General features: G+C 56.8%; 17 protein-coding genes. 4 read left to right on the forward strand and 13 right to left on the reverse strand.

The window, feature by feature from the left end; all coding sequences use genetic code 11:
• Nucleotides 1-237: 237 nt before the first annotated feature.
• From betA to PSES9_RS0108015, 4 genes are all read right to left on the reverse strand, one after another.
• Complete coding sequence (gene betA, locus PSES9_RS0108000) at nucleotides 238-1,938, reverse strand: choline dehydrogenase (protein WP_010485801.1); 1,701 nt, start codon at nucleotides 1,936-1,938, stop codon at nucleotides 238-240.
• Between the two features lie 114 nt (nucleotides 1,939-2,052).
• Nucleotides 2,053-3,525: a betaine-aldehyde dehydrogenase gene (betB, locus tag PSES9_RS0108005; protein ID WP_010485803.1), complete on the reverse strand. Its 1,473-nt coding sequence runs from the start codon at nucleotides 3,523-3,525 to the stop codon at nucleotides 2,053-2,055.
• Nucleotides 3,526-3,824: 299 nt separating this feature from the next.
• Nucleotides 3,825-4,415, reverse strand: coding sequence for a transcriptional regulator BetI (gene betI, locus PSES9_RS0108010; protein WP_010485805.1), 591 nt, complete (start codon nucleotides 4,413-4,415; stop codon nucleotides 3,825-3,827).
• Nucleotides 4,416-4,494: 79 nt separating this feature from the next.
• Complete coding sequence (locus tag PSES9_RS0108015; RefSeq protein WP_010485806.1) at nucleotides 4,495-4,830, reverse strand: putative quinol monooxygenase; 336 nt, start codon at nucleotides 4,828-4,830, stop codon at nucleotides 4,495-4,497.
• A gap of 165 nt (nucleotides 4,831-4,995) precedes the next feature.
• On the opposite strand from PSES9_RS0108015, the gene PSES9_RS0108020 reads away from it, so the two are divergent.
• Nucleotides 4,996-5,586, forward strand: a complete 591-nt coding sequence (locus PSES9_RS0108020; protein ID WP_010485809.1) for an NAD(P)H-dependent oxidoreductase — start codon at nucleotides 4,996-4,998, stop codon at nucleotides 5,584-5,586.
• Between the two features lie 13 nt (nucleotides 5,587-5,599).
• Here PSES9_RS0108020 and adeC read toward each other — a convergent pair whose 3' ends face one another.
• The 3 genes from adeC to PSES9_RS0108035 are packed head-to-tail and all read right to left on the reverse strand — an operon-like array spanning nucleotide 5,600 to nucleotide 11,361.
• Nucleotides 5,600-7,030 (reverse strand): AdeC/AdeK/OprM family multidrug efflux complex outer membrane factor, encoded by a 1,431-nt coding sequence (adeC, locus tag PSES9_RS0108025; RefSeq protein ID WP_010485811.1) that lies wholly within the window; start codon nucleotides 7,028-7,030, stop codon nucleotides 5,600-5,602.
• On the reverse strand, nucleotides 7,027-10,164 hold the full coding sequence (locus PSES9_RS0108030; protein WP_010485813.1) for an efflux RND transporter permease subunit: 3,138 nt from the start codon (nucleotides 10,162-10,164) through the stop codon (nucleotides 7,027-7,029). The genes adeC and PSES9_RS0108030 overlap by 4 nt, the downstream gene beginning before the upstream one ends.
• A 12-nt stretch (nucleotides 10,165-10,176) precedes the next feature.
• Nucleotides 10,177-11,361: an efflux RND transporter periplasmic adaptor subunit gene (locus PSES9_RS0108035; protein ID WP_010485814.1), complete on the reverse strand. Its 1,185-nt coding sequence runs from the start codon at nucleotides 11,359-11,361 to the stop codon at nucleotides 10,177-10,179.
• 207 nt (nucleotides 11,362-11,568) lie between these two features.
• Here PSES9_RS0108035 and PSES9_RS23170 point away from each other — a divergent pair, with 207 nt between their 5' ends.
• Nucleotides 11,569-11,940 (forward strand): MarR family winged helix-turn-helix transcriptional regulator, encoded by a 372-nt coding sequence (locus tag PSES9_RS23170; protein ID WP_157998230.1) that lies wholly within the window; start codon nucleotides 11,569-11,571, stop codon nucleotides 11,938-11,940.
• Nucleotides 11,941-12,007: 67 nt separating this feature from the next.
• Here the strand turns inward: PSES9_RS23170 and PSES9_RS0108045 are convergent, their stop codons facing one another.
• From PSES9_RS0108045 to PSES9_RS0108060, 4 genes are all read right to left on the reverse strand, one after another.
• Nucleotides 12,008-12,865 carry a glycine betaine ABC transporter substrate-binding protein gene (locus tag PSES9_RS0108045; RefSeq protein WP_010485818.1) on the reverse strand — a complete coding sequence of 286 codons (858 nt, stop codon included), beginning with the start codon at nucleotides 12,863-12,865 and terminating at the stop codon, nucleotides 12,008-12,010.
• A gap of 222 nt (nucleotides 12,866-13,087) precedes the next feature.
• The gene (locus PSES9_RS0108050; protein ID WP_010485820.1) at nucleotides 13,088-14,032 is read right to left on the reverse strand and encodes a choline ABC transporter substrate-binding protein; all 945 of its coding nucleotides are present in this window, start codon (nucleotides 14,030-14,032) and stop codon (nucleotides 13,088-13,090) included.
• Between the two features lie 37 nt (nucleotides 14,033-14,069).
• On the reverse strand, nucleotides 14,070-14,954 hold the full coding sequence (locus tag PSES9_RS0108055) for an ABC transporter permease (protein ID WP_010485823.1): 885 nt from the start codon (nucleotides 14,952-14,954) through the stop codon (nucleotides 14,070-14,072).
• Between the two features lie 2 nt (nucleotides 14,955-14,956).
• Nucleotides 14,957-16,153, reverse strand: a complete 1,197-nt coding sequence (locus tag PSES9_RS0108060) for a quaternary amine ABC transporter ATP-binding protein (RefSeq protein WP_010485825.1) — start codon at nucleotides 16,151-16,153, stop codon at nucleotides 14,957-14,959.
• A gap of 1,042 nt (nucleotides 16,154-17,195) precedes the next feature.
• Between PSES9_RS0108060 and PSES9_RS0108065 the strand changes: the two genes are divergently transcribed.
• Together PSES9_RS0108065 and PSES9_RS0108075 are read left to right on the forward strand one after the other, a co-directional pair.
• Nucleotides 17,196-18,575, forward strand: coding sequence for an L-serine ammonia-lyase (locus PSES9_RS0108065; protein WP_010485827.1), 1,380 nt, complete (start codon nucleotides 17,196-17,198; stop codon nucleotides 18,573-18,575).
• A gap of 676 nt (nucleotides 18,576-19,251) precedes the next feature.
• Nucleotides 19,252-20,355, forward strand: coding sequence for a GlxA family transcriptional regulator (locus PSES9_RS0108075; protein WP_010485831.1), 1,104 nt, complete (start codon nucleotides 19,252-19,254; stop codon nucleotides 20,353-20,355).
• A 169-nt stretch (nucleotides 20,356-20,524) separates the two neighbouring features.
• Here PSES9_RS0108075 and PSES9_RS0108080 read toward each other — a convergent pair whose 3' ends face one another.
• Together PSES9_RS0108080 and etfB are read right to left on the reverse strand one after the other, a co-directional pair.
• Nucleotides 20,525-20,776 carry a hypothetical protein gene (locus PSES9_RS0108080; protein ID WP_010485833.1) on the reverse strand — a complete coding sequence of 84 codons (252 nt, stop codon included), beginning with the start codon at nucleotides 20,774-20,776 and terminating at the stop codon, nucleotides 20,525-20,527.
• A 23-nt stretch (nucleotides 20,777-20,799) separates the two neighbouring features.
• On the reverse strand, nucleotides 20,800-21,579 hold the full coding sequence (gene etfB, locus PSES9_RS0108085; protein WP_010485835.1) for an electron transfer flavoprotein subunit beta: 780 nt from the start codon (nucleotides 21,577-21,579) through the stop codon (nucleotides 20,800-20,802).
• Nucleotides 21,580-21,582 lie beyond the last annotated feature (3 nt).

Below are 21,582 nucleotides of genomic sequence, written 5' to 3' on the forward strand. Positions count from 1 at the left end.
AGAGGGTTCGGCTTACGGTGTGGGGACAACGAGCAGGCTGTGCAACGCGAAGCTTGCCGACCATGCACATAAGCCCGCTAACGATCAGCCAAAGAGCGAATCTTCACTGCCGAAGAAAGCGTTATCCAGCGTTGTTCGCAGATACGCGAGCAGTGTCCAGCCACAGGACAAACCTGCGGCTATTGATTGAACGCCGCTGGACAAGCTTCGCGTTGTCGCGGCCTGCTGTTTGCCGGCTTATCGAGCGGTTGCCGTTGTACGCATGGCTGGCCCGCGCACCGCCGCGCCATTGGCAACAAAGTAAGGGGCGGTACTGCGCGGTAGAGGCTCGCGGCCGCGAATTTTATCGGCGATTTTCTCGGCCATCATGATGGTTGGGGCGTTCAGGTTACCGGTGGTGATCAGCGGCATGATCGAGGCATCGACTACGCGCAAGCCCTGCAGGCCATGCACTCGGCCCTGGCCGTCAACCACTGCCATCTCGTCTTCACCCATCTTGCAGGAGCAGGATGGATGGAATGCGGTCTCGGCATGTTCACGGATAAAGTTGTCCAGTTGCGCGTCGCTGGTGATATCGGCACCAGGACTGATTTCGCGGCCACGGTACGGGTCTAGCGCAACTTGCGCCATGATCTCGCGGGTGATGCGAATGCCGTCGCGGAATTCTTGCCAGTCTTGCTCGTGCGCCATGTAGTTGAACAGGATGCTTGGGTGCTGGCGTGGATCTTTAGACTTGGCGCGCACACGGCCACGGCTTGGTGAACGCATGGAACCCACATGCGCCTGGAAACCATGCTCGCTGACCGCATTGCTGCCGTTGTAGTTAATCGCCACGGGCAAGAAGTGATATTGAATATTTGGCCATTCGAACTCTTCGCGTGAGCGAATAAAGCCACCGGCTTCAAACTGGTTGCTGGCGCCAACACCATCACCCATGAACATCCACTTGGCGCCAATGCCCGGCTGGTTCCACCACTTGAGGGCAGGGTAGAGCGACACCGGCTGTTTGCAGCTGTATTGCAGATACATTTCCAGGTGGTCCTGCAGGTTTTCACCCACGCCTGGCAGGTCGTGGACCAGGGCAATGTCCAGCTCCTTGAGCAAGGCTGCCGGGCCAACACCCGAGCGTTGCAGTATTTGCGGCGAAGCGATCGCGCCACTGCACAGCAGCACTTCTCGGCGTGCAGTGACGTTCACCGGGGTATTGCTGTCGCCTTGCAAGTAGGCCACGCCAGTCGCACGCTTGCCGCTGAACAGGATACGGTCGGTCAGGGCATGGGTGACTATCGTCAGGTTGCTGCGCTCACGGGCCTGGTCAAGGTAGCCGCGAGCGGTGCTGGCGCGACGGCCTTTTGGCGTGACCGTGCGATCCATTGGCCCGAAGCCCTCCTGCTGGAAACCATTGAGGTCGTCGGTGCGGGGGTAACCAGCCTGCACTCCGGCCTCTATCATGGCCTGGAATAGCGGGTTGTTGCCGGTTTTCGGCGTGCATACACTCACAGGCCCATCGCCGCCATGATAGGCATTGGCGCCAATGTCGCGGCTCTCGGCCTTGCGAAAATACGGCAGGCAGTCGTGATAGCTCCAGTCTTCGAGCCCGGCATTTTTTGCCCAGCCGTCGTAATCCATGGCATTGCCACGGATGTAGCACATGCCGTTGATCAGCGATGAGCCGCCCAGGCCCTTGCCGCGACCGCATTCCATGCGCCGGTTGTTCATATGCGGTTCCGGGTCGGTTTCGTACGCCCAGTTATAGCGACGGCCTTGCAGGGGAAAGGCCAACGCAGCAGGCATTTGCGTACGGAAATCCAGGCGATAATCCGGGCCACCGGCCTCAAGCAGCAGTACGCTGACATCGCTGTCTTCGGTGAGTCGGGCGGCCAGCACATTACCAGCTGAGCCAGCGCCAATGATGATGTAGTCAAATTCCTGCTTCATGATCTTTACCTGCGTTGCGGCGGTTGCGATGGCGCGCTCTGCACAATGACTGCACTGCCTGGAGCGTCGTGCTAAACGAGGGCCGGCCAGCGCTGCCGGCCCTGTGGCTGGCGTTTAGAAAACCGAGGCGTAATCGCCCAATTCAACCTGAATCGACTTGATGCGCGTGTAGTGGGTCAATGTGCTCAGGCCGTTCTCGCGGCCAACACCAGACTGCTTGTAGCCGCCCACCGGCATTTCGGCGGCAGACTCGCCCCAGGTGTTGATCCAGCAAATACCGGCTTCGAGCTTGTGGATAACCCGGTGGGCACGGTTCAGGTCACGGGTCACAAGGCCAGCGGCCAGGCCATAGTCGGTATCGTTGGCGCGGCGCACCACTTCATCTTCGGTGTCGTAGACCAAAATGCTCATGACCGGACCAAAGATCTCCTCGCGGGCGATGGTCATGTCATCGGTGCAATCGGTGAATACGGTTGGCGCCACATATGTGCCTTTGGCAAATTCGCCCTCGGTCACGCGTGCGCCGCCACAGAGCAAACGTGCGCCTTGGGCCTTGCCAGTCTCGATATAACGCAACACGTTGTGCATGTGGTTTTCGTTGACCAGGGGGCCGAAATTGGTGTTTTCGTCCTGCGGATCGCCCAGGCGAATACGCTTGACCCGCTCCGCAATCTTGTTCTCGAAGCGCGATTGCAGCATGCGTGGCACAAACACCCGGGTGCCATTGGTACAGACCTGGCCTGAGCTGTAGAAGTTGGCCATCATCGCAATGTCGGCGGCGCGGTCGAGATCCGCATCTTCAAAGATGATCAATGCAGACTTGCCGCCCAGCTCCATGGTCACCTCTTTCAGCGAGGAGCTGGAGGCGCTGGCCATGACTTTCTTGCCGGTGACGGTGCCGCCGGTGAAAGACACCTTGGCGATGCCCGGATGCTCGGTCAGCATCTGGCCAACCGTGCTGCCGCTTCCGGTGAGGACGTTGAATACACCGTCCGGAACCCCGGCTTCGGTGTAGATTTCAGCCAGTTTCACCGCGCTCAGCGAGGTGACTTCACTGGGCTTGAAGATCATCGCGTTGCCAGCCGCCAGTGCTGGTGCGGATTTCCACATGGCGATCTGGATTGAATAGTCCCACGCGCAAATACCGGCCACTACGCCAAGGGGTTCGTGGCGGGTGTAGACGAATGAACTGTCACGCAACGGAATCTGCTCGCCTTCGATAGCCGGGATCAAGCCCGCGTAGTACTCAAGTACATCGGCGCCGGTGACAATATCGACAAAGCGCGTTTCCGACAGGGGCTTGCCGGTGTCTAGGGTTTCAAGTTCAGCCAGTTCATCGTTGCGTTCGCGCAGGATATCGACAGCGCGGCGCAGAATTCTTGAGCGCTGCATGGCAGTCATGGAGGCCCAGACTTTTTGCCCTGCGCTAGCGCTGGCTACCGCCTGATCGACATCTTGCTGGTTGGCTTGCTGGATATTGGCCAGGACTTCACCGGTGGCGGGATTGATGCTTTCGAATATGGCGCCGCTGCTGGAGTCGACGTAGCGGCCGCCAATATAGAGTTTCTGGTCTTCGAAACGAGCCATGGGAAATCCTCTTTTCGTGGTGCTGTGCAAGGCAGACAAAATGCTTGATGCGCATTTGTCGGATATGTCGGCGGTTGAGCAGTGCGTATTTAGCTGCGTTGTGACGGCCGGAAATGATGCCATTAGGCTACGTTATTTTTATTGAACGATCAATCAACAAAAATCCTGCGGGCGACCGAAACCGCTCTGTTAGCGACAGGCTCTACGCGGTTTACAGGTTGTTGAGTGCCGAGCCAGAGCAGTGCTCAGCCCTGCAGCGAGCTGGCAACTTGCAGAGTATTTCGCTGTTGTGCAGAGAGTCAGGCAGCGTCGCCGAGCTGCATATCGAGATAGTCATAGGCGATGTTGAGTGCTTCGGCGGTATCGAAACCCTCGCCGGACAATGCGCCACGCAGCCATAGGCCATCGATCAGCGAGGCCATGCCCCGTGCGGCGGTGCGTGCCCGTTCTTGAGGCAGCACGCGGCGAAATTGCCCGCAAAGATTGGAGTAAAGGCGGTGGTCGTTGACCCGTTGCAAGCGTTGCAGCGAAGGTTGGTGCATGCTGCTGGCCCAGAAGGCCAGCCAGGTTTTCATCGCCGGGCCGTTGACCTGGCTGTCATCAAAGTTGCCGTCGATGATTGCACGCAAGTGAGCCCTTGGGCTGTTGTCCTTGAGCACGCTGCGCCTTGAGCGGACCGCATCGCTCAAGGCCAGCATCAAGTGGCGCATAGTGGCTTCGAGCAAGCCGTTCTTATCTTGGAAATAATGGCTGATGATGCCGTTGGAAACGCCAGCCAGCTTGGCGATATAGGCAATGCTGGCGTCACTCATGCCAACCTGGTCAACAGCTTGCAACGTGGCGGCTATTAGCTGTGAACGGCGGATCGGCTGCATTCCGACCTTGGGCATCAGAGACTCCAACGGGTACATGAAAGGAGCGCCAGTCTATGGCCTTTTTTATTGATCGATCAATCAATATTAGCCTCGCTTATGCGCTGCCAACCGGCGGCATCGGCTGCCAGGTGGATGGCGTGATGGGATTGATCATGCGCACCTGCAACTCGCGACTCAGGTAGTTCATGCGTTGCTCATGGAATTGGCGCATGTGGGGTAGGGCGACGTGTTTGTCGAAGGCCGCCTGGTCTTGCCAAACCTCATAAAAGGTAAAACGGCTTGGCTCAGTTGGATCGCGCAGCATGTGGTATTCGATGCAGCCACTTTCGGCGCGGCTTGACTGGATATAACCGGCGAACAGTTCGGCAAACGCCTCAGACTGTTCCGGCTGGGTGTAGGCGTCGAGGATAAATGCGTATGGCTGGTTCATAAGATGCACTCAAGGAAGGCTGGATTGATAGCTTCACTTTAAGTCAGTAAATTAAGTTTTATTCGTGATTTTTAAGCAATTATTATTTGCCCGGCAGCCTGTTTTTAGCTGCGCGCGGGGCCATTAGACTGCGCGCAACTTTGAACTTATTGGATGGCCGACACTATGAAAAAAGTTTTGCTGCTCGACGGTGGTAAACAGTTCGCTCACTCAGCAGGGCGCTATAACAGCACCCTGCATGAGACTGCGTTGCAGGTGCTTGATCACGCAGGTCTTGAGCTGAAAACAACCCGTATCGATGAGGGCTACGATATTCAGCAGGAGGTTGAGAAATTCCTCTGGGCAGACGTGATCATCTATCAAATGCCGGGCTGGTGGATGGGCGCGCCCTGGACTGTCAAGAAGTACATAGACGAAGTGTTTACCGCAGGCCATGGCAGCCTCTACGCCAATGATGGGCGAACGCGCTCCGACAGCTCGCAGAAATACGGAAGCGGTGGTTTGTTGCAGGGCAAGCAGTACATGCTTTCATTGACCTGGAATGCGCCAACCCAGGCCTTTGATGACCCGTCTGACTTCTTCGCTGGCAAAGGCGTTGATGCGGTGTACCTGCCGTTTCACAAGGCCAACCAGTTTCTGGGTATGAGTGGCCTGCCGACCTTCATCTGTAACGATGTGATGAAGGCCCCGGCAATCGAACAGGATCGCAAACGCTATGCGGCGCACCTGGCCGAGGTGTTCGCACTGGCGCAGTAAGGGCAAGCCCGGGTTAGGGTTCTGATCCGTCGGCGAGCTCGCTTCCCGGTTGCCAGCCTCCACCCAGGGCTTTGTACAGGTTCACTTCGCTGCTGAGCTGGGCGAGGCGGTCGCTGATCAAGTCCTGGCGCACCTGGAACAGCAAGCGCTGGGCATCAAGGAAGATCAGGTAGCTGTCGACCCCGCCATGGTAGCGCTGCTGCGCCAAATCGAAGTACTGCTGGGTGCTGTCGAGTAATGCCTGTTGCGCTGCGAGCTGCTCTTTGTAGGTCAGGCGCGCGGTTAAGCCATCCGAGACTTCTTGAAAGGCCAGTTGAATGGCTTTTTCGTATTGCGCGACCTGGCTGTTTTTCTCGATTTCAGCCACGTCCAGTGATGCCCTCAGGCGTCCGGCGTTGAAAATCGGCAGGTTGATTTCTGGCTGGAACAGCCAGGTGCCGCTGCCACCACTGAATAAGTCCGACAGTGACGAGCTCATTGTGCCTGCATTGGCGGTCAGGCTGATGCTGGGGAAGAAGGCCGCGCGGGCAGCGCCAATATTGGCGTTGGCGGCTTTGAGCCGGTGTTCTGCCTGAAGAATATCCGGGCGACGTTGCAGCAGTTGCGAGGGCAGGCCGGCCGGTACTTCCGTGAGCAACGTGTCGCTCAGCTGCGGACTGGCTGGCAGGTTTTGCGGCAGGTTGCTGCCGAGCAATAGCACCAGTGCATTCTGGTCTTGTGCCACTTGCCGACGATACTGGGCCAATACCACCTTGGCGCTATCGAGTGAGGTTTTCGCCTGGCTCAGAACAATCGCCGAAACAGCCCCTGCTTCCAGGCTGCGCTTGGTCAGGTCATAGCTGTCCTGGTAGGTCTTGACCGTCTGCTCTGTGAGTTCCAGCAGTTGTCGGTCGGCTTGCAAGGTAAACCAGGCATTGGCAACGCTGGCGATCAGGCTGATGCGCACGCTTTGTTGCGCCTCGATAGTCGCGAAGTACTGCTCCAGCGCCGCCTGGTTAAGGCTGCGCAGGCGGCCAAAGAAATCCAGCTCCCAGGCACTGACACCCAAGGTGGCGCTGTATTGGCTGTTGATGCTTGAGTCGCTGCTCTGGTTGACGCCTTCCGGTATGCGCTGGCGGGTGCCCGTGCCATTGGCGTTTACCTCGGGAAAGAGTTCGGCCCGCTGGATGCGGTATTGCGCCTGATACGCCTCTACATTCAAGGCCGCAACACGCAGGTCGCGGTTGTTGTTAAGTGATTGCTCGATCAGCTTGATCAGCGCAGGGTCCTTGAAAAAACTGCGCCATTCCTGCAGTTGCGCCGCTTCGGTAGTGCCCTGGGCGGGGTAAGCACCGGCACTTGGGTAAACTGCAGTAACCGGTGACTCCGGCTGGCTGTATTCCGGGTTCATCGAGCAGCCGCTGAGCAGGGCGAGGCTGAGCAGGCTCAGGGTAAATTTATTCATGGCCGCACCTCATCCTGCGCAGTCCTTGCACGCCTTTTGGGTTTAAACCAGGAACTGACCAGGACAAAGAATAATGGCACCCAGAAGATGGCCAGCAGGGTGGCACTAAGCATGCCGCCGATAACGCCTGTGCCTATTGCATGCTGGCTGCCCGCGCCTGCACCGCTGGATATGGCCAGTGGCACCACGCCGAGGATAAAGGCCAGCGAGGTCATGATGATCGGCCGCAAACGCATGCGACAGGCTTGCAGCGTGGCCTCGACAAGGCCCTTGCCCTGGTCGTTGAGTTCTTTGGCGAACTCGATGATCAAAATGGCGTTCTTTGCCACCAGGCCAATGGTTGTGAGCAGGCCAACCTGGAAGAACACGTCATTGGACAGTCCGCGCATGCTGGTCGCCAGCAGCGCACCGACGATGCCCAGCGGCACCACGAGCAAGACCGCCAGCGGAATGGTCCAGCTTTCATACAGTGCGGCCAGGCACAGGAACACAAAGATCATCGACAAGGCATACAGCGCTGGAGCTTGTGAACCAGAAAGCCGTTCTTCATAGGATATGCCCGTCCAGGAATAACCCACGCCCACCGGCAGCTTGGCGGCCATTTCCTCCATCGCCTGCATGGCATCGCCAGTGCTGTAGCCCTCGGCTGGCGCGCCGAGAACCTCCATGGCTGAAACGCCGTTATAGCGCTGCAGCTTTGGTGAGCCCGAGACCCATTTGCCGCCAGCAAAGGCGCTGAAAGGCACCATTTTGCCGTCGCTGTTGCGCACATACCATTTGTTCAAGTCTTCAGGGGACATGCGTGCCGCCGCTTCGCCTTGCAGGTAGACTTTCTTTACCCGTCCCTTGTCGATGAAGTCGTTAACGTAGCTGGAGCCCCAGGCAATCGACAGTGTGTTGTTGATGTCGTTGAGGCTCAAGCCCAGGGCTCGCGCTCGCTCATCGTCGATTTCCAGTTGGTATTGCGGCTCGTCCTTCAGGCCGTTGGCCCGCACGCCGGCGAGTGCCGGGTTCTCACGTGCCATCCTGAGCAACTGATCCCGCGCTTCAGTCATGACCTCGTGGCCGACGCCTGCACGGTCTTGCAGAAACATGTCAAAGCCGCTGGAGTTACCCAGCTCACGGATCGAGGGCGGGGCAAAGGCAAACACCAGGGCGTCGGTGATCGAGCGAAAGCGCGCCTGGGCGCGGGTTACCAGGCTGAACACGCTGTTGACCTCGCCGGGACGTTCTTCCCAAGGCTTGAGGGTAACAAAGGCCATGCCGGAGCTTTGACCGCGCCCTGCAAAGTTGAAACCGCTGATGCTGAACACCGACTCGACGATATCGCCTTCTTCATCGAGCAGATAATCGCGCACCTGATCCACTACATCCTTGGTCCGGGCCATGCTGGAGCCTGCGGGTGTTTGCACCTGAACGTAGAACGAGCCTTGGTCTTCCTCGGGCAGGAAGGCGCTGGGAATACGGCTGAACATCCAGGCAATGATGCACAGGATCAATGCGTAGAGGATGAGGTAGGGCAGCTTGTGCCTGAGAATACTGCCAACGCTACGCTCATAGCCGCTTACGCCGCGCTCGAAGGTGTTGTTGAACCAGCCGAAGAAGCCACGCTTGCTGTGAACCTGGCCGTCCTTGATCGGCTTGAGCAGGGTCGCGCACAGCGCTGGGGTGAAGATCAGTGCAACCAGTACCGAAAGGCTCATGGCGGCAACAATGGTGATTGAGAACTGACGATAGATAACGCCGGTCGAGCCACCGAAGAACGCCATCGGCAGGAATACGGCAGACAGCACCAAGGCAATGCCGACCAGCGCCCCCTGGATCTGGCCCATGGATTTACGTGTGGCTTCAAGCGGGGAGAGCTTTTCCTCGGCCATCACCCGCTCAACGGTTTCGACCACTACGATGGCGTCATCCACCAACAAGCCAATGGCCAGCACCATGCCGAACATGGTCAGGGTGTTAATGCTGAAGCCGAATGCATCGAGCACCGCAAAAGTGCCAAGCAACACAACCGGCACGGCCAGGGTCGGGATCAGCGTGGCGCGGAAGTTCTGCAAGAACAGGTACATCACGCAGAACACCAGGACTATGGCTTCCATCAGGGTGAAAATCACCTCTTTGATCGAGCCGGCGATCACTGGAGTGGTGTCGTTGGGGTAAACAATTTCAAGGCCTTTCGGGAAGAATGGCTTGAGGTCTTCGAGGGTGCTGCGAATGGCTGCTGACGTCTCCAGCGCGTTGGCGTCAGTGGCCAGCTTGATGGCCATGCCAGCGGCTTGCTTGCCGTTATATTCTGCCGAGGTGCTGTAGTTTTCTCCTCCCAGTTCAACCTTGGCGATATCGCCAAGACGGACCTGGGAACCATCAGCGTTGACCTTGATCAGGATGTTTTCGAATTGCTCCGGGGTTTGCAGCCGGGTTTTGCCAATGATGGTCGCATTCAGTTGCTGGCCAGACTGGGCGGGTAATTGACCGAACTGGCCCGATGAAATTTGCACGTTCTGCGCTTGAATGGCGGTTTTGACATCCACCGGCGTCAGTTGGTAGTTGTTCAGCTTTTCCGGGTTGAGCCAGATACGCATGGCGTATTGCGCACCAAAAATCTGGAAGTCGCCGACGCCTTTGGCCCGCAGCAGTGGATCCTGGATATTGGAGACTATGTAGTCGGCGAGGTCGTCACGATCCATGCTGCCGTCTGTCGATACCACACCGACGATCATCAGGAAGTTACGCACGGCCTTGGTGACACGAATTCCTTGCTGCTGCACTTCTTGCGGCAGCAGAGGCGTTGCCAGTTGCAACTTGTTCTGCACCTGTACCTGAGCGGTATCGGCATCGGTGCCCTGGTCGAACGTCACCGTGATGGTCATGGTGCCATCTGAGTTACTTTCCGAGGAGATATAGCGCAGGTTGTCGAGGCCATTGAGTTGCTGCTCGATCACCTGGGCGACAGTGTCCTGGACGGTTTGTGCTGAGGCGCCGGGATAGTTGACCCTGATGCCGATGGCCGGTGCGGCGATGTTCGGGTACTGGTTGATTGGCAGATTGAGGATGGCCAGGCTGCCGACCAGCATGATCATCAGGGCAATGACCCAGGCAAAGATCGGCCGGTTGATAAAAAAACGAGACATGCGTGCCGCTCCTTATTGAGGGTCAGCGGCAGGTGCCGGAATGGTGGCAGGGTCGACTTCTGTCTCGACCTCGGCTTGCGGTTCAGCTTCAACTTCGGCCTTGATGTTCTGGGCTGGTACAGGTTTGACGCTGTCGCCAGGCAATACATATTGCAGGCCTTCGGTGATCAGGCGGTCGCCCTCCTTGAGCCCTGCGGTAACCAGCCAGTTGCTGCCGGAGGTGCTGTGGGTCGTGATTGGGCGCAGCACAACCTTGTTGTTTGCATCTACCAACATGGCAACAGGCTCGCCCTTGTGGTCGCGGGTAATGCCTTGCTGGGGCGCGAGTATGGCTTTTTTACGCACGCCGCTAATCAACTTGGTATGCACGAACATCCCGGGCAGCAGGATATGGTCGGGGTTGGGAAATACTGCACGCAAGGTGACCGAGCCGGTGGTCTCGTCAACAGAAACCTCGGAAAACTGTAGCGTGCCAGTGTGCTGGTATTGACTGCCGTCCGGAAGAATCAGCCGGGCTTGCGCCTGGTTCTTGCCGGCCTTGTCGAGCTCTCCTGCGGCGATGGCCGAGCGCAGCGCCAGTTGGTCTTTGACCGACTGGGTAACGTCGACATAAATAGGATCGTATTGCTTGATGGTGGCCAGGGCGGTGCTTTGGCCATTGGTCACCAGCGCGCCCTCGGTAATGGCCGAGCGCCCGATGCGGCCGCTGATGGGAGCCGTGATCTTGCTATAGCGCAGGTTGATCCTGGCTTGGTCCGCTGCGGCTTCGGCCTCGAGGCTGGCGGCCCGTGCGGCTTCGTAATCCTGTTGGCTCACCGCCTGGCTGGCGACCAATAACTGGTAGCGCTTGGCTTTGGCCCTGGCTGAAGCAAGCGTCGCCTCGGCACTCTTCAGTGTTGCTTGATAAGTGGCCGGGTCTATCTGGTAGAGCACCTGGCCTGCCTTTACATCATGGCCTTCCTCGAACAGGCGCTTGAGTATGATGCCATCAACCTGCGGACGAACCTCGGCAATCCTTAATGCCGTGGTGCGGCCAGGCAACTCGACTGTTTGCTCGAAGCGTTTGGCTTTAAGGGTGACTACGCCAACCTGTTGTGGTTTTTTTTCTGTGGGAGCGCTGGTGTCGTTGCAGCCAGTCAATACAAGGCTCAATGCAGCTATCGAGCTAATCAGTAAGGGTTTAAAGAAGCCTTGCATGCCCTGCTCTCCATTACGACCTGCTGGTAATCCGCGTTGCTGTGTGCAGCAGGCTGGTCCAGCTTATATGGCGATATAGTTGATGGGGTCAACATTCTCGCGATAAGGTTGATCGAGTCAACATTGTTTACAGAATCCTTACTTCTGAGTGTTTCCGCCGTGACCAACCAAGCGTTATCCCGCACCCTGCGTCGTCTGATCATGGGTATGAAACACCATGTTCTGCGCGACCTGCGCGATGCCAATCTTGCGCTTAATCCGCCAGATGTCTTGCTGCTGGAACAGTTGGCGGAGCAGCCTGGCCTCAACCCGCTCGCGCTGACAAAACTCAATGGCTGTGACAAGGCCTTGATTACACGCAGGGTACGCAGCCTCGAGGCGCGCGGCTGGATAAAGCGCGAGCCAGACCCGCAAGATCAACGCAGCGTGCAGTTGAGCCTCACCAGGCAAGGCGCCCAGGTAAAGGATCAGGCACTGGTAATCTTTTATGAGGCTGAAACGGCTGCATTCGCCCCTCTTAGCGATGCAGAGCGCGAAACCTTGCTAGCGCTGCTGAGCAAGTGTCTGCCTGCCGATTAAGCATGGATTGTTTGCCCATAAAAAAAGCGGACCGAAGTCCGCTTTCTAATACCGAGGTCAATAGGGCTTATTTAAGCCATTCAGCGACGCGCTCAGGGTTATCGGCAATCCACTTTTTGGCGGCGTCTTTAGGGTCAGCGCCTTCACGGATAGCCAGCATGACCGAACCGACTTCTTCACCACTCCAGGAGATTTTCTTCAGGAAGGCAGCAGCGTCTGGCGCTTTGGTAGCCAGTGCCGGGTTGGCCACTGTGTCTACGTGCTCGTCATCACCGAAGACCTTTTTCGGGTCTTCAAGAAAGCGCAGTTTCCATTTGGCAAACATCCAGTGTGGAATCCAGCCGGTTACAACGATTGCCTTCTTGTCTTTCTCGGCGCGCGCCAGGGCGGTTGCCATGCCTGGACCGGAGCTTGGCATCAGCTTGATGTCGAGGTTGTACTCTTTGATAGCGTCTTCGGTGCGGCGCATAACGCCTGCACCGGCATCAATACCGGTGATCTTGCTGTCGATGTCCTTGCTGTACTTGTTCAGGTCTTCGATGCTTTTTGCCGCGAAGTAGTCAGGCACGATCAGGCCGATCTTGGCGCCTTGATAGTTGGTGCCCAGGACTTCAACTTTGTCTTTGAAGCGCTTGAAGTATTCACCATGGGTGGTCGGCAGCCAGGCTGAAAGGGTGACGTCAAGATCACCACGGGCCACGCCTTGCCACATGATTGCAGGTTCCACGGCTTGCAGCTTGACGCTGTAGCCGAGCTTGCTTTCGAGTACTTCAGCCGCAACGTTGCTGACCGCGACGCTGTCGTCCCAGCCGTTTACGAAACCGATTTTCAGCTCAGGCTTGTCAGCTGCCATTGCCGATGACATGCCAAGTGCCAGGGCTGCAACGCCGAGACCTTGCAGGCACAGTGATTTGATTCTACGCATAGGGTTTTGCTCCGTCAGTGTGAGTGGCAGTTGTTGTAGGTTTACTGGCTCGTTCTGATTGCGGGCCTTGTTGCAGCTGCAAAGATGCAGGCTGCACCCTTGGGGTCCACAGGGACGCTCACTGCAAAATGAGTCGCCCGGTTTAGCCGGCAAACTGGGTTTGCCGGCTCTATCAAAGCTCCCCAAAAATACCTCGGGAAGGCATTGAAACAATCGGCTGTGTTACAGGCCGACGAATTTCTTGACGGCGGCAACACCGTCTTCACCGTCTACGGTGGTCACACCTGCAAGCCACTTGTCGAGGGCTTCGGGATGCGCCTTGATCCATTCCTTGGCCACGGTGGTCGGGTTCTGCTTATCGAGCACCTTTTCCATCAGCTGGCTTTCGATTTCGACAGTGAACTGCAGGTTGTTCAGCAGCTTGCCAACGTTAGGGCACTGCTCTTCATAACCGGGAGAAACCACGGTGTAGACCTTGGCTGCGCCGTAATCCGGGCCGAATACGTCGTCACCGCCGGACAGGTAGGTCAGGTCAAACTGGGTGTTCATCGGGTGTGGCGCCCAACCCAGGAAAACCACTGGCTCTTTCTTTTTCACCGCCCGCTGAACCTGGACCAGCATGCCGGCTTCACTGGATTCAACCATGCGGAAGTCGCCAAGGCCGAACTGGTTGCCTTTGATCATTTTCTCGATCAGCAGGTTGCCGTCATTGCCGGGTTCGATGCCGTAGATCTTGCCGCCGAGCTGGTCCTTGAACTTGGCGATGTCCTGGAAGCTCTTGAGGCCAGCTTCTGCTGCGTAGGTGGGTACCGCCAATGTGTACTTGGCACCTTCGAGGTTGGCCTTGGGCAGAACCTTGACTCCGTCATCCTTGAGGAAGGGCTCGATGACCGCATCCATCGAAGGCGCCCAGTAGCCGAGGAACACATCAATTTGTTTCTTTTGTACGCCAGTGAACGCGATAGGCACTGAAGCGAGGATCTTGCGCGGCTGATAGCCCAAGCCTTCAGTCAGGGTCATGGCCACGCCGGTGGTGGCGGAGATATCGGCCCAGCCAATCTCGGCAAACTTGACCTGTTTACAGCTCGCAGGCTCTGCAGCCCATGCGCCTTGCATCATTGCGCAGGCCAGAAGGCCTACTCCCGCAAGTGTCTTGATCTTGTTCATCGGCAACTCCCTAGTCTTTTTAGAATGTAAGGCTTATTTATTGGCGTTGTAGTTTTGCGCTCAACCAAGAGACAACGCTGCTACGACTATTCTCTTGCTTAGGTGTGCCGAAGCTTTCAGTAATACGGTCGAGGATGATAGCCAGCAACACCACGGCCATGCCGCTTTCAAAGCCTAGACCGATATCCAGACGTTGGATGCTTGCCAGTACATCGTTACCCAAGCCGCCTGCGCCGACCATCGAGGCAATAATCACCATCGACAGGGCCATCATGATGGTCTGGTTAACGCCCGCCATGATCGATGGCATCGCATTTGGCAGCTGTACCTTGAACAGTAATTGCCGCCCGTTACAGCCGAACGACTGACCGGCTTCGACGATTTCCTTGTTGACCTGGCGGATGCCCAGGCTGGTCAAGCGTACGGCTGGAGGCATCGCGAAAATCACCGTTGCGATGATGCCGGGTACGCGACCGAGGCCGAAGAGCATGGCAGCAGGGATCAGGTAGACGAAGGCTGGCATGGTCTGCATGAAGTCGAGGACGGGACGGATAATCATCGCCACGCGCTCGCTTTTAGCCGCCCATATGCCCAGCGGAATTCCCAGGATCAGGCTGATAAGCGTTGCCGAGAAGGTCAGCCCAAGGGTTACAACCGTTTGTTCCCAGAAGCCGGTCATGACGATCAGCACAAATGAAACGGCGGTGAAAATGGCAAAGCGCAGGCCGATTCGCCAAATGCCCAGGGCTACAAAAATAGCGATCAAAACCCAGGCTGGCGGGAACATAAGGATGGATTCGATGGCTTCGGAGAAGCCGCTGACAACCTGGCCAATGCTGTCGAATGCGCCGCTGTAGTTATCCAGCAAGTGCTGGACAACATCATTTACCCAGCTGCCGAGGTCGAGTTTTTTATCGCTCATGATTAGTCTCCCTGCATGCGGGTCAGCAGACGACCCTTGCTGATTGCACCGCTGTAGCGACCATTTTCATCCTTGACCGGAATCGGGCCTTCGTTATCAACCAAACGCTCGATCACTTCGTTCAATGGCAAGTCTTCGGGGGCGCATTCAATCTTCTTGAGTACATCGGCATCCAGTGCATGTGGCTGGCCGTCCTCGACCAGCAGGGCAATTTTTTCAAGGCTGATAGAACCCTGGAAAACGTTGTCCTGGTCGACGATAAATGCGTAATGCTTGTCCATGTCCTGCAGCTTCTGGCACACCATTTGGGCGTCGGGTGCGCTGCCGTTGTGGACGAAAAGTGGCACGCTGTCGGCCTTGAGCTGGCCAGCAGTGAGGTAGCGATTGGTGTCTACGGTGTCGAAGAAGTTACGTACATAATCGTTGGCTGGGTTATCGACCAGTTCTTGCGGCGTCCCGACCTGGATCAGCTTGCCACCTTCCATGATGCCGATGCGATTGCCGATGCGCATGGCTTCCTCAATATCGTGGGATACGAAGATGATGGTGCGGCGATGGGTCTTTTGCAGCTCCAGCAGCACGTCCTGCATTTCACGACGCTTGAGTGGATCGAGTGCCGAGAAGGCCTCGTCCATGATGATCATCGAAGGATCGACTGCCAGTGCGCGGGCGAGGCCAACACGTTGCTGCATACCGCCGGATAATTCATGGGGATGCTTGTTGGCAAAGGTGTCGAGGCCCACTTGGGTGAGCACTTTCATTGCCCGCTCTTCACGTTCCTTGCGGCCGACACCGGCCACTTCAAGGCCGAACGCCGCGTTGTCCAGCACGGTGCGCGATGGCATCAGCGCGAAGGACTGGAAGACCATGCTCATGTCGCGGCGGCGCAGGTCAATCAATTGGGACTTGGGCAGTTTTGCAACGTTTTGCCCATCGATGAAAACATCACCAGCGCTGGGTTCGACCAGGCGGTTTATCAGTCGAATCAGGGTGGATTTTCCCGAGCCGGACAGGCCCATCAGTACAAAAATCTCACCTTCTTCAACGCTAAAGGATACGTCGCTGACCCCGATTACAGAGCCCTTTTCCGCAAGGATTTTATCTTTGCTCCAACCTTCTTTAAGCAGGTCGATTGCTTCTTGTTCATTTTGGCCAAAAACCTTGTACAGGTTCTTTACGACGATTTTTCCAGACTGCATGGGATTTGTTCCCCTTCAGAAGACATCCAGATCAGTTACGCGGAGCCCTGCAAAGCAGGGTGATGCCGACTGTTCGTGTCTGTGTGGGTTTACGTGGTTCCAGGACATGGTTGGCCAATTGCTGCATTGCACTTGAGGTTTTATCAAACGCCACCACAGATTCGCTCCATGTGCCGTTAAGGCGGTGGACGATTCAGTGTAGTGATTGTGATAAACCCTCGTTGTGCCGTGCTGCAAACTGCTTTCCAAACCCTCTGGCAGTGTTTTGAAGCCCAATCCTTTGGGTGAACACATCTCAACCTGAGATGCGCGTACATCCGAATTTTCTTGTTGGGCTGGCGCCCGTTCGATGGTTGGCCAGCACGTTTTTATTACTTCGGTCCAAGGCACTTTGCCTCGGTCTGTTTGCTCGGTTTCAAGCAACAGCGACGAAATCGGCTGACTCAACGATATAGGCTTCTAGTGGCGACAATTGTCGATTAGCGACCCTGACGTGTTGGGCGGCGACATTGCGCATACCTATTAAAACCATAACAGACTTTTTAGTCCCAAGGCCAAGGCTAGAACCCGCGCCGGCCGTGGTTTGCAGCGTTTCGATAGGTCGCAGGCGCCGTAGTTCGGGGGCTGTGGCGCAAATAAAAAAATCTGAAAAAAATCTGTTTTTTTGCGATTTTTCGCACTCGAGTGTAGTTTTTATTGCACATTTTTACCGCTGTCGCGAGGTGGATTTCGTCGATCCGTTGTTGTTTTTTTCGCTCTTATCCGCGGTTTTTCCGGATGGATTTTGTTAGATATTTCATTGATTTGGGCAACTTGATAAACAGCATTTCAGGCCCCCGGAAATGCCCTGCAAGTCAAACTGCCCATGTTGTTGAAAAACACCGCGCATGGCTATTGATTGCCGTTTGGCTTCTAGCCAGCAAAACAGTGCTGGCGACTGGCATTGACGGATTTGGATATGAGTAAGTCGGTGTCAGGCGTCTGTTGTGCGCTGAAAACTTGATCATGGCCGCCAAACAACAATTCCCTTGAGGAAACTGTCGTGGCTATCAGCGTATTTGGCCTTTTCAAGATTGGTATCGGCCCCTCCAGCTCGCACACGGTTGGCCCCATGCGTGCGGCTGCCCTGTTTCTAGGCGCATTGCAGGAACGCCATCTGCTGGCGCGAATCGAGCGTATAGAAGTGCGTCTTTATGGTTCGCTTGCCGCGACCGGCGTCGGCCATGGCAGTGACAATGCGGTGCTCATTGGGTTGATGGGCGAATTGCCAGACAGTGTTGATCCACGTCAGGTGCTGCCGCGAATCGAGGTTCTGAAGACTGCACAGCAATTGCAACTGGGCGGCGGACCCTTGATCCGCTTCGACTGGCAGCGCGACATGTTGCTGCTCGACGAGAACCTGCCGTACCACCCCAACGCGTTGACCCTGATTGCCTTTGGTGCCGAACAGCAGGAGCTGCATCGCAATACCTACTATTCCGTCGGGGGCGGCTTCGTGGTTGACCAGGAGCAAGCGGCGAACGGCAAGCTGGACCAGGATGATACCGAGCTGCCCTATGATTTCTCCAGTGCTGCCCAGTTGCTGCAGTTGTGCCAGCAGCACAACTTGCGGGTCAGCGAATTGATGATGGCCAATGAGCAAGCCTGGCGCACCAAGGCCCAGATTCGCAGCGGCTTGCTGGAACTGTGGCGGGCCATGCGTGATTGCGTGGAACAGGGCTTGCGTCATGAAGGCGTATTGCCTGGAGGCCTGCAGGTTCAGCGCCGCGCGGCCAGGTTGCATCGTAGCCTGCAAGAGTTGGGCAAGCCGAATGTGATTGGTTCGACGCTGTCGGCAATGGAGTGGGTCAACCTTTTTGCGCTGGCAGTCAACGAAGAGAACGCTGCCGGTGGGGGCATGGTGACCGCGCCCACCAATGGCGCTGCGGGCATTATTCCAGCTGTGCTGCATTACTACATGAAATTCAACCCCGACGCCTGCGAAGACGACGTGGTCGATTACCTGCTCAGTGCTGCTGCCATCGGTATCCTGTGCAAAAAGAACGCATCCATCTCCGGCGCTGAAGTGGGCTGCCAGGGGGAGGTGGGTTCAGCCTGCGCCATGGCTGCGGCGGGGCTGGCTGAGGTGCTAGGCGCCACTCCGGAGCAATTGGAAAACGCAGCGGAAATTGGTTTGGAACATAACCTTGGCCTGACCTGTGATCCGGTCGGCGGGCTGGTGCAAGTGCCCTGTATCGAGCGCAATGCAATTGCAGCGGTCAAGGCCATCAATGCTGCGCAAATGGCACTGCGCGGTGATGGCAAGCATTTCATCTCTCTGGATCGAGTGATCCGCACCATGCGTGATACCGGCGCGGACATGCAGGACAAATACAAGGAAACCTCACGCGGAGGCTTGGCCGTGAGTGCGATCGAATGTTGAAGTTTCGAGCATTTGCAGGTCACTAAATCGGGGCATGCCTGCTTTTGGTGCGGGCATGTTGTCGCAGTATTGCCAGCGCGTTCGACAACCCCCGATTCGCTGGCTGACCGCCTGTCTGTTACTGCGCTGCATATAAATTGGGGCCTGGTTACAAACGGTCGTTTGAATGGTGCTACCGAAATGCTCAAAGCCCCATGGTAGCTAGGTTTCAGGTCGTTTTCCGAAACCCTTTGTCGCAACTGGGAATGCCGGTTTTGCACGGCTTGCGACAACTCATCATTTTTATTGAACGGCTAATCAATTTAGGCATGGCCTTTGCGTTGCGATTAGGGCCTGTCTGGGGTTGCCGTAAGCCAGACCTATGCGTGCTTGATTACGATATGCGGTACTGGCTGGGGTTTATCAATCAGAGATTGAAACTGTTGATCCTGAACCTGAGTCGGCACTGGCACATCGTAAAATTACTCCAAAAAAAAGCTGTCAAAGAATCTCTGAAAAAGGTAACGAGCGACGATAGTACAAGGCAAAAGAATGCGAAAAAGCGACCGGGGTCGCGCTCGGCTTTAGTGGTCTGAACGAGCATTTTTAGCAGTTTTTTAACGCCATGATATCTAGCGCAGAATTTTTTCGGAGGCTTCTCAAAGCTTAATTACGTGCTTGTGTGAGGGTTTGCTTAATGTCGCAGTCAACCAGCGGGGCGCAGCCTCCGAACCAGTTGCCTCAAACCATCGGCTTTTTGCTTCTGGACAACTTCACCTTAATTTCACTGGCTTCGGCAATTGAGCCGCTGCGCATGGCAAACCAGCTTTCTGGCAAAGAGCTGTATCGCTGGTACACCATTACACTGACGGGTGAAACGGTTTCGGCCAGCGACGGACTGAACATCAGCCCGGATGCTTCGCTTTCCAGCGTGCCTAAACTGGACTCGGTGATTGTCTGCGGTGGTGTTGATATTCAGCGCAGCGTCACCCGCGAACACTTGCAATGGCTGCAGCAACAGGCGCGCCAGGGACGTCACATCGGCGCTGTCTGCACGGGTAGCTGGGCCTTGGCAAAGGCTGGTCTGCTCGATGGCTATGATTGCAGCGTGCATTGGGAATGCCTGGCTTCCATGCAGGAAGCCTTCCCTCGTGCTGCAATTACCACGCGCCTGTTTTCGATTGATCGCAACCGTAACACCTCCTCTGGTGGCACCGCGCCGATGGACATGATGCTGCACAAGATCGGTCGCGAACATGGGCGCGAATTAGCCGCGGCCATCTCCGAAATGTTTATCTACGAGCGAATTCGTAACGAGCAGGATCATCAGCGGGTTCCACTCAAGCACATGCTGGGGACCAACCAGCCAAAGCTGCAGGAAATCGTGGCCTTGATGGAGGCAAACCTGGAAGAGCCCATCGATCTCGACGAGCTGGCTTGTTATGTCGATGTTTCGCGCCGCCAGCTGGAGCGGTTATTCCAGAAGTACCTGCACTGTTCGCCGTCGCGCTATTACCTGAAGCTGCGCCTGATTCGTGCGCGCCAGTTGCTCAAGCAGACCTCGATGTCGATTATCGAAGTGGCTTCGGTGTGTGGCTTTGTTTCGACGCCACACTTTTCCAAATGCTACCGCGAGTACTTTGGTATCCCACCGCGTGATGAACGTGCAGGCAACAGCCTGTCGAAGATCGTCTCGCTGGTGCCTGTGACCGAAGACCTGATGCGGCCTTCGTCCTCCAGCGCCATGGCTGCGCTGACGCGTGCGCAAGGCGAGTCTACCTTTGCCAGCGTGCGTATTTAAAGGCTTGGAGTCGGGCGGGCAACGCGCAGTTTGCCCGCCATTGGTGGTGATTAACGGGGCGCGACAACGCCAAGCAGTCCGCCATGGCTGAAACCGTTCAGACAGATTATCCGGACGCCAGCAGCCTTGGCTCCTGAAAATGCCATGCGCCTAAGGCATAAATGCCGGTTTATTTCGGTTTAGGCACCAGTGCCGGTAACAAGGTGCGGGAAACGGCTTCGCGCACGGCAGGCAGCAGGGTCGCGCTGCCGCCCAGCAATTCTTCGACTACGCGGCGTAACGCCACTGCCCGGTCCGGGCTCAGGCCGCTGACGGCCTGAGCGCAGGCTTGTTCAGCACTCGCTCCTGATGGAATCGCCAGGCCGATGGCATTGAGGCGTTCGCGCAGGTCTTCCTGGTCGATCAGGTCAGCGTGCATCATGATTAATCTCCTGTGCTGGCGGCTTAACGCAGCACGCCTTCATCCATTAATAATTTGAAGATAGCCTCGGCGCCCTCGGTTGGCGAGCAGTCTTTAAGGACCTGGCCGCCACCGCCTGATGCCTTGGCCGTAGCCGCTTTCATCCGTTCTGCGCCGGTCTTGGCCTTGATGACCTTAAGCCTTTTAGGGCGTGGTCGCGCCGGCTGCAATTGACCTTCCTTGAACAGCTGGTCCGGGCAGACATTGGCGGCTGTTACGGTCAGTTCGCCACGCCGTGCAGGACCGAAAGCACTCTGCCTGGCGAGCGGGGCGGCGTTGTCGACGCTGGCGATAAAGGGCATCTGTACCTGGAGGCGTCGGCGTTGGCCACGGGGCAGGGCTTGCAATACATGGGCAATGCCCTGGTCGATGCGCTCAACCTCGGCCAACCCCACCACAATTGGCCAGCCGAGTTGCTCGGCCAGCAAATAGGGCAGCATGCCCGAGCCTTCGCCGGTTTCAGCCTGGCTGCCGGTCAGGATCAGCTGGGCGTCGCTGTCGAGTAAATAATCGCTCAGCGCATGCAGCACATCGGCTTGCGCCGGTTGCTCGAGTACATGAAGTTGCTTGATGCCCATGCCCAGGTAACCGCGCAAGGCTTCCTGTCGCGCGTCGCCAGCATGCACCACTTGCATGGCTTCGCCAGCAAGACGCAAGCCGAGTTCGACTGCGCGGGCATCTTGTTCGGCGCGCCGGGGCCTGCCGGAGGTCGGATGGGCACCGATTGAAACCAGCGCCACGACATTGAGCGCTGTTGTGTCCATGGG

This window comes from Pseudomonas sp. S9 (assembly GCF_000222125.1).
GTDB classification, from domain to species: domain Bacteria; phylum Pseudomonadota; class Gammaproteobacteria; order Pseudomonadales; family Pseudomonadaceae; genus Aquipseudomonas; species Aquipseudomonas segetis.

What these genes read in the sequence shown, in the direction of transcription:
- betA (WP_010485801.1), bottom strand. Translation starts at nt 1,938, where the DNA reads ATGAAGCAGGAATTTGACTACATCATCATTGGCGCTGGCTCAGCTGGT.
- betB (WP_010485803.1), bottom strand. Translation starts at nt 3,525, where the DNA reads ATGGCTCGTTTCGAAGACCAGAAACTCTATATTGGCGGCCGCTACGTC.
- betI (WP_010485805.1), bottom strand. Translation starts at nt 4,415, where the DNA reads ATGCCCAAGGTCGGAATGCAGCCGATCCGCCGTTCACAGCTAATAGCC.
- PSES9_RS0108015 (WP_010485806.1), bottom strand. Translation starts at nt 4,830, where the DNA reads ATGAACCAGCCATACGCATTTATCCTCGACGCCTACACCCAGCCGGAA.
- PSES9_RS0108020 (WP_010485809.1), top strand. Translation starts at nt 4,996, where the DNA reads ATGAAAAAAGTTTTGCTGCTCGACGGTGGTAAACAGTTCGCTCACTCA.
- adeC (WP_010485811.1), bottom strand. Translation starts at nt 7,030, where the DNA reads ATGAATAAATTTACCCTGAGCCTGCTCAGCCTCGCCCTGCTCAGCGGC.
- PSES9_RS0108030 (WP_010485813.1), bottom strand. Translation starts at nt 10,164, where the DNA reads ATGTCTCGTTTTTTTATCAACCGGCCGATCTTTGCCTGGGTCATTGCC.
- PSES9_RS0108035 (WP_010485814.1), bottom strand. Translation starts at nt 11,361, where the DNA reads ATGCAAGGCTTCTTTAAACCCTTACTGATTAGCTCGATAGCTGCATTG.
- PSES9_RS23170 (WP_157998230.1), top strand. Translation starts at nt 11,569, where the DNA reads ATGAAACACCATGTTCTGCGCGACCTGCGCGATGCCAATCTTGCGCTT.
- PSES9_RS0108045 (WP_010485818.1), bottom strand. Translation starts at nt 12,865, where the DNA reads ATGCGTAGAATCAAATCACTGTGCCTGCAAGGTCTCGGCGTTGCAGCC.
- PSES9_RS0108050 (WP_010485820.1), bottom strand. Translation starts at nt 14,032, where the DNA reads ATGAACAAGATCAAGACACTTGCGGGAGTAGGCCTTCTGGCCTGCGCA.
- PSES9_RS0108055 (WP_010485823.1), bottom strand. Translation starts at nt 14,954, where the DNA reads ATGAGCGATAAAAAACTCGACCTCGGCAGCTGGGTAAATGATGTTGTC.
- PSES9_RS0108060 (WP_010485825.1), bottom strand. Translation starts at nt 16,153, where the DNA reads ATGCAGTCTGGAAAAATCGTCGTAAAGAACCTGTACAAGGTTTTTGGC.
- PSES9_RS0108075 (WP_010485831.1), top strand. Translation starts at nt 19,252, where the DNA reads ATGTCGCAGTCAACCAGCGGGGCGCAGCCTCCGAACCAGTTGCCTCAA.
- PSES9_RS0108080 (WP_010485833.1), bottom strand. Translation starts at nt 20,776, where the DNA reads ATGATGCACGCTGACCTGATCGACCAGGAAGACCTGCGCGAACGCCTC.
- etfB (WP_010485835.1), bottom strand. Translation starts at nt 21,579, where the DNA reads ATGGACACAACAGCGCTCAATGTCGTGGCGCTGGTTTCAATCGGTGCC.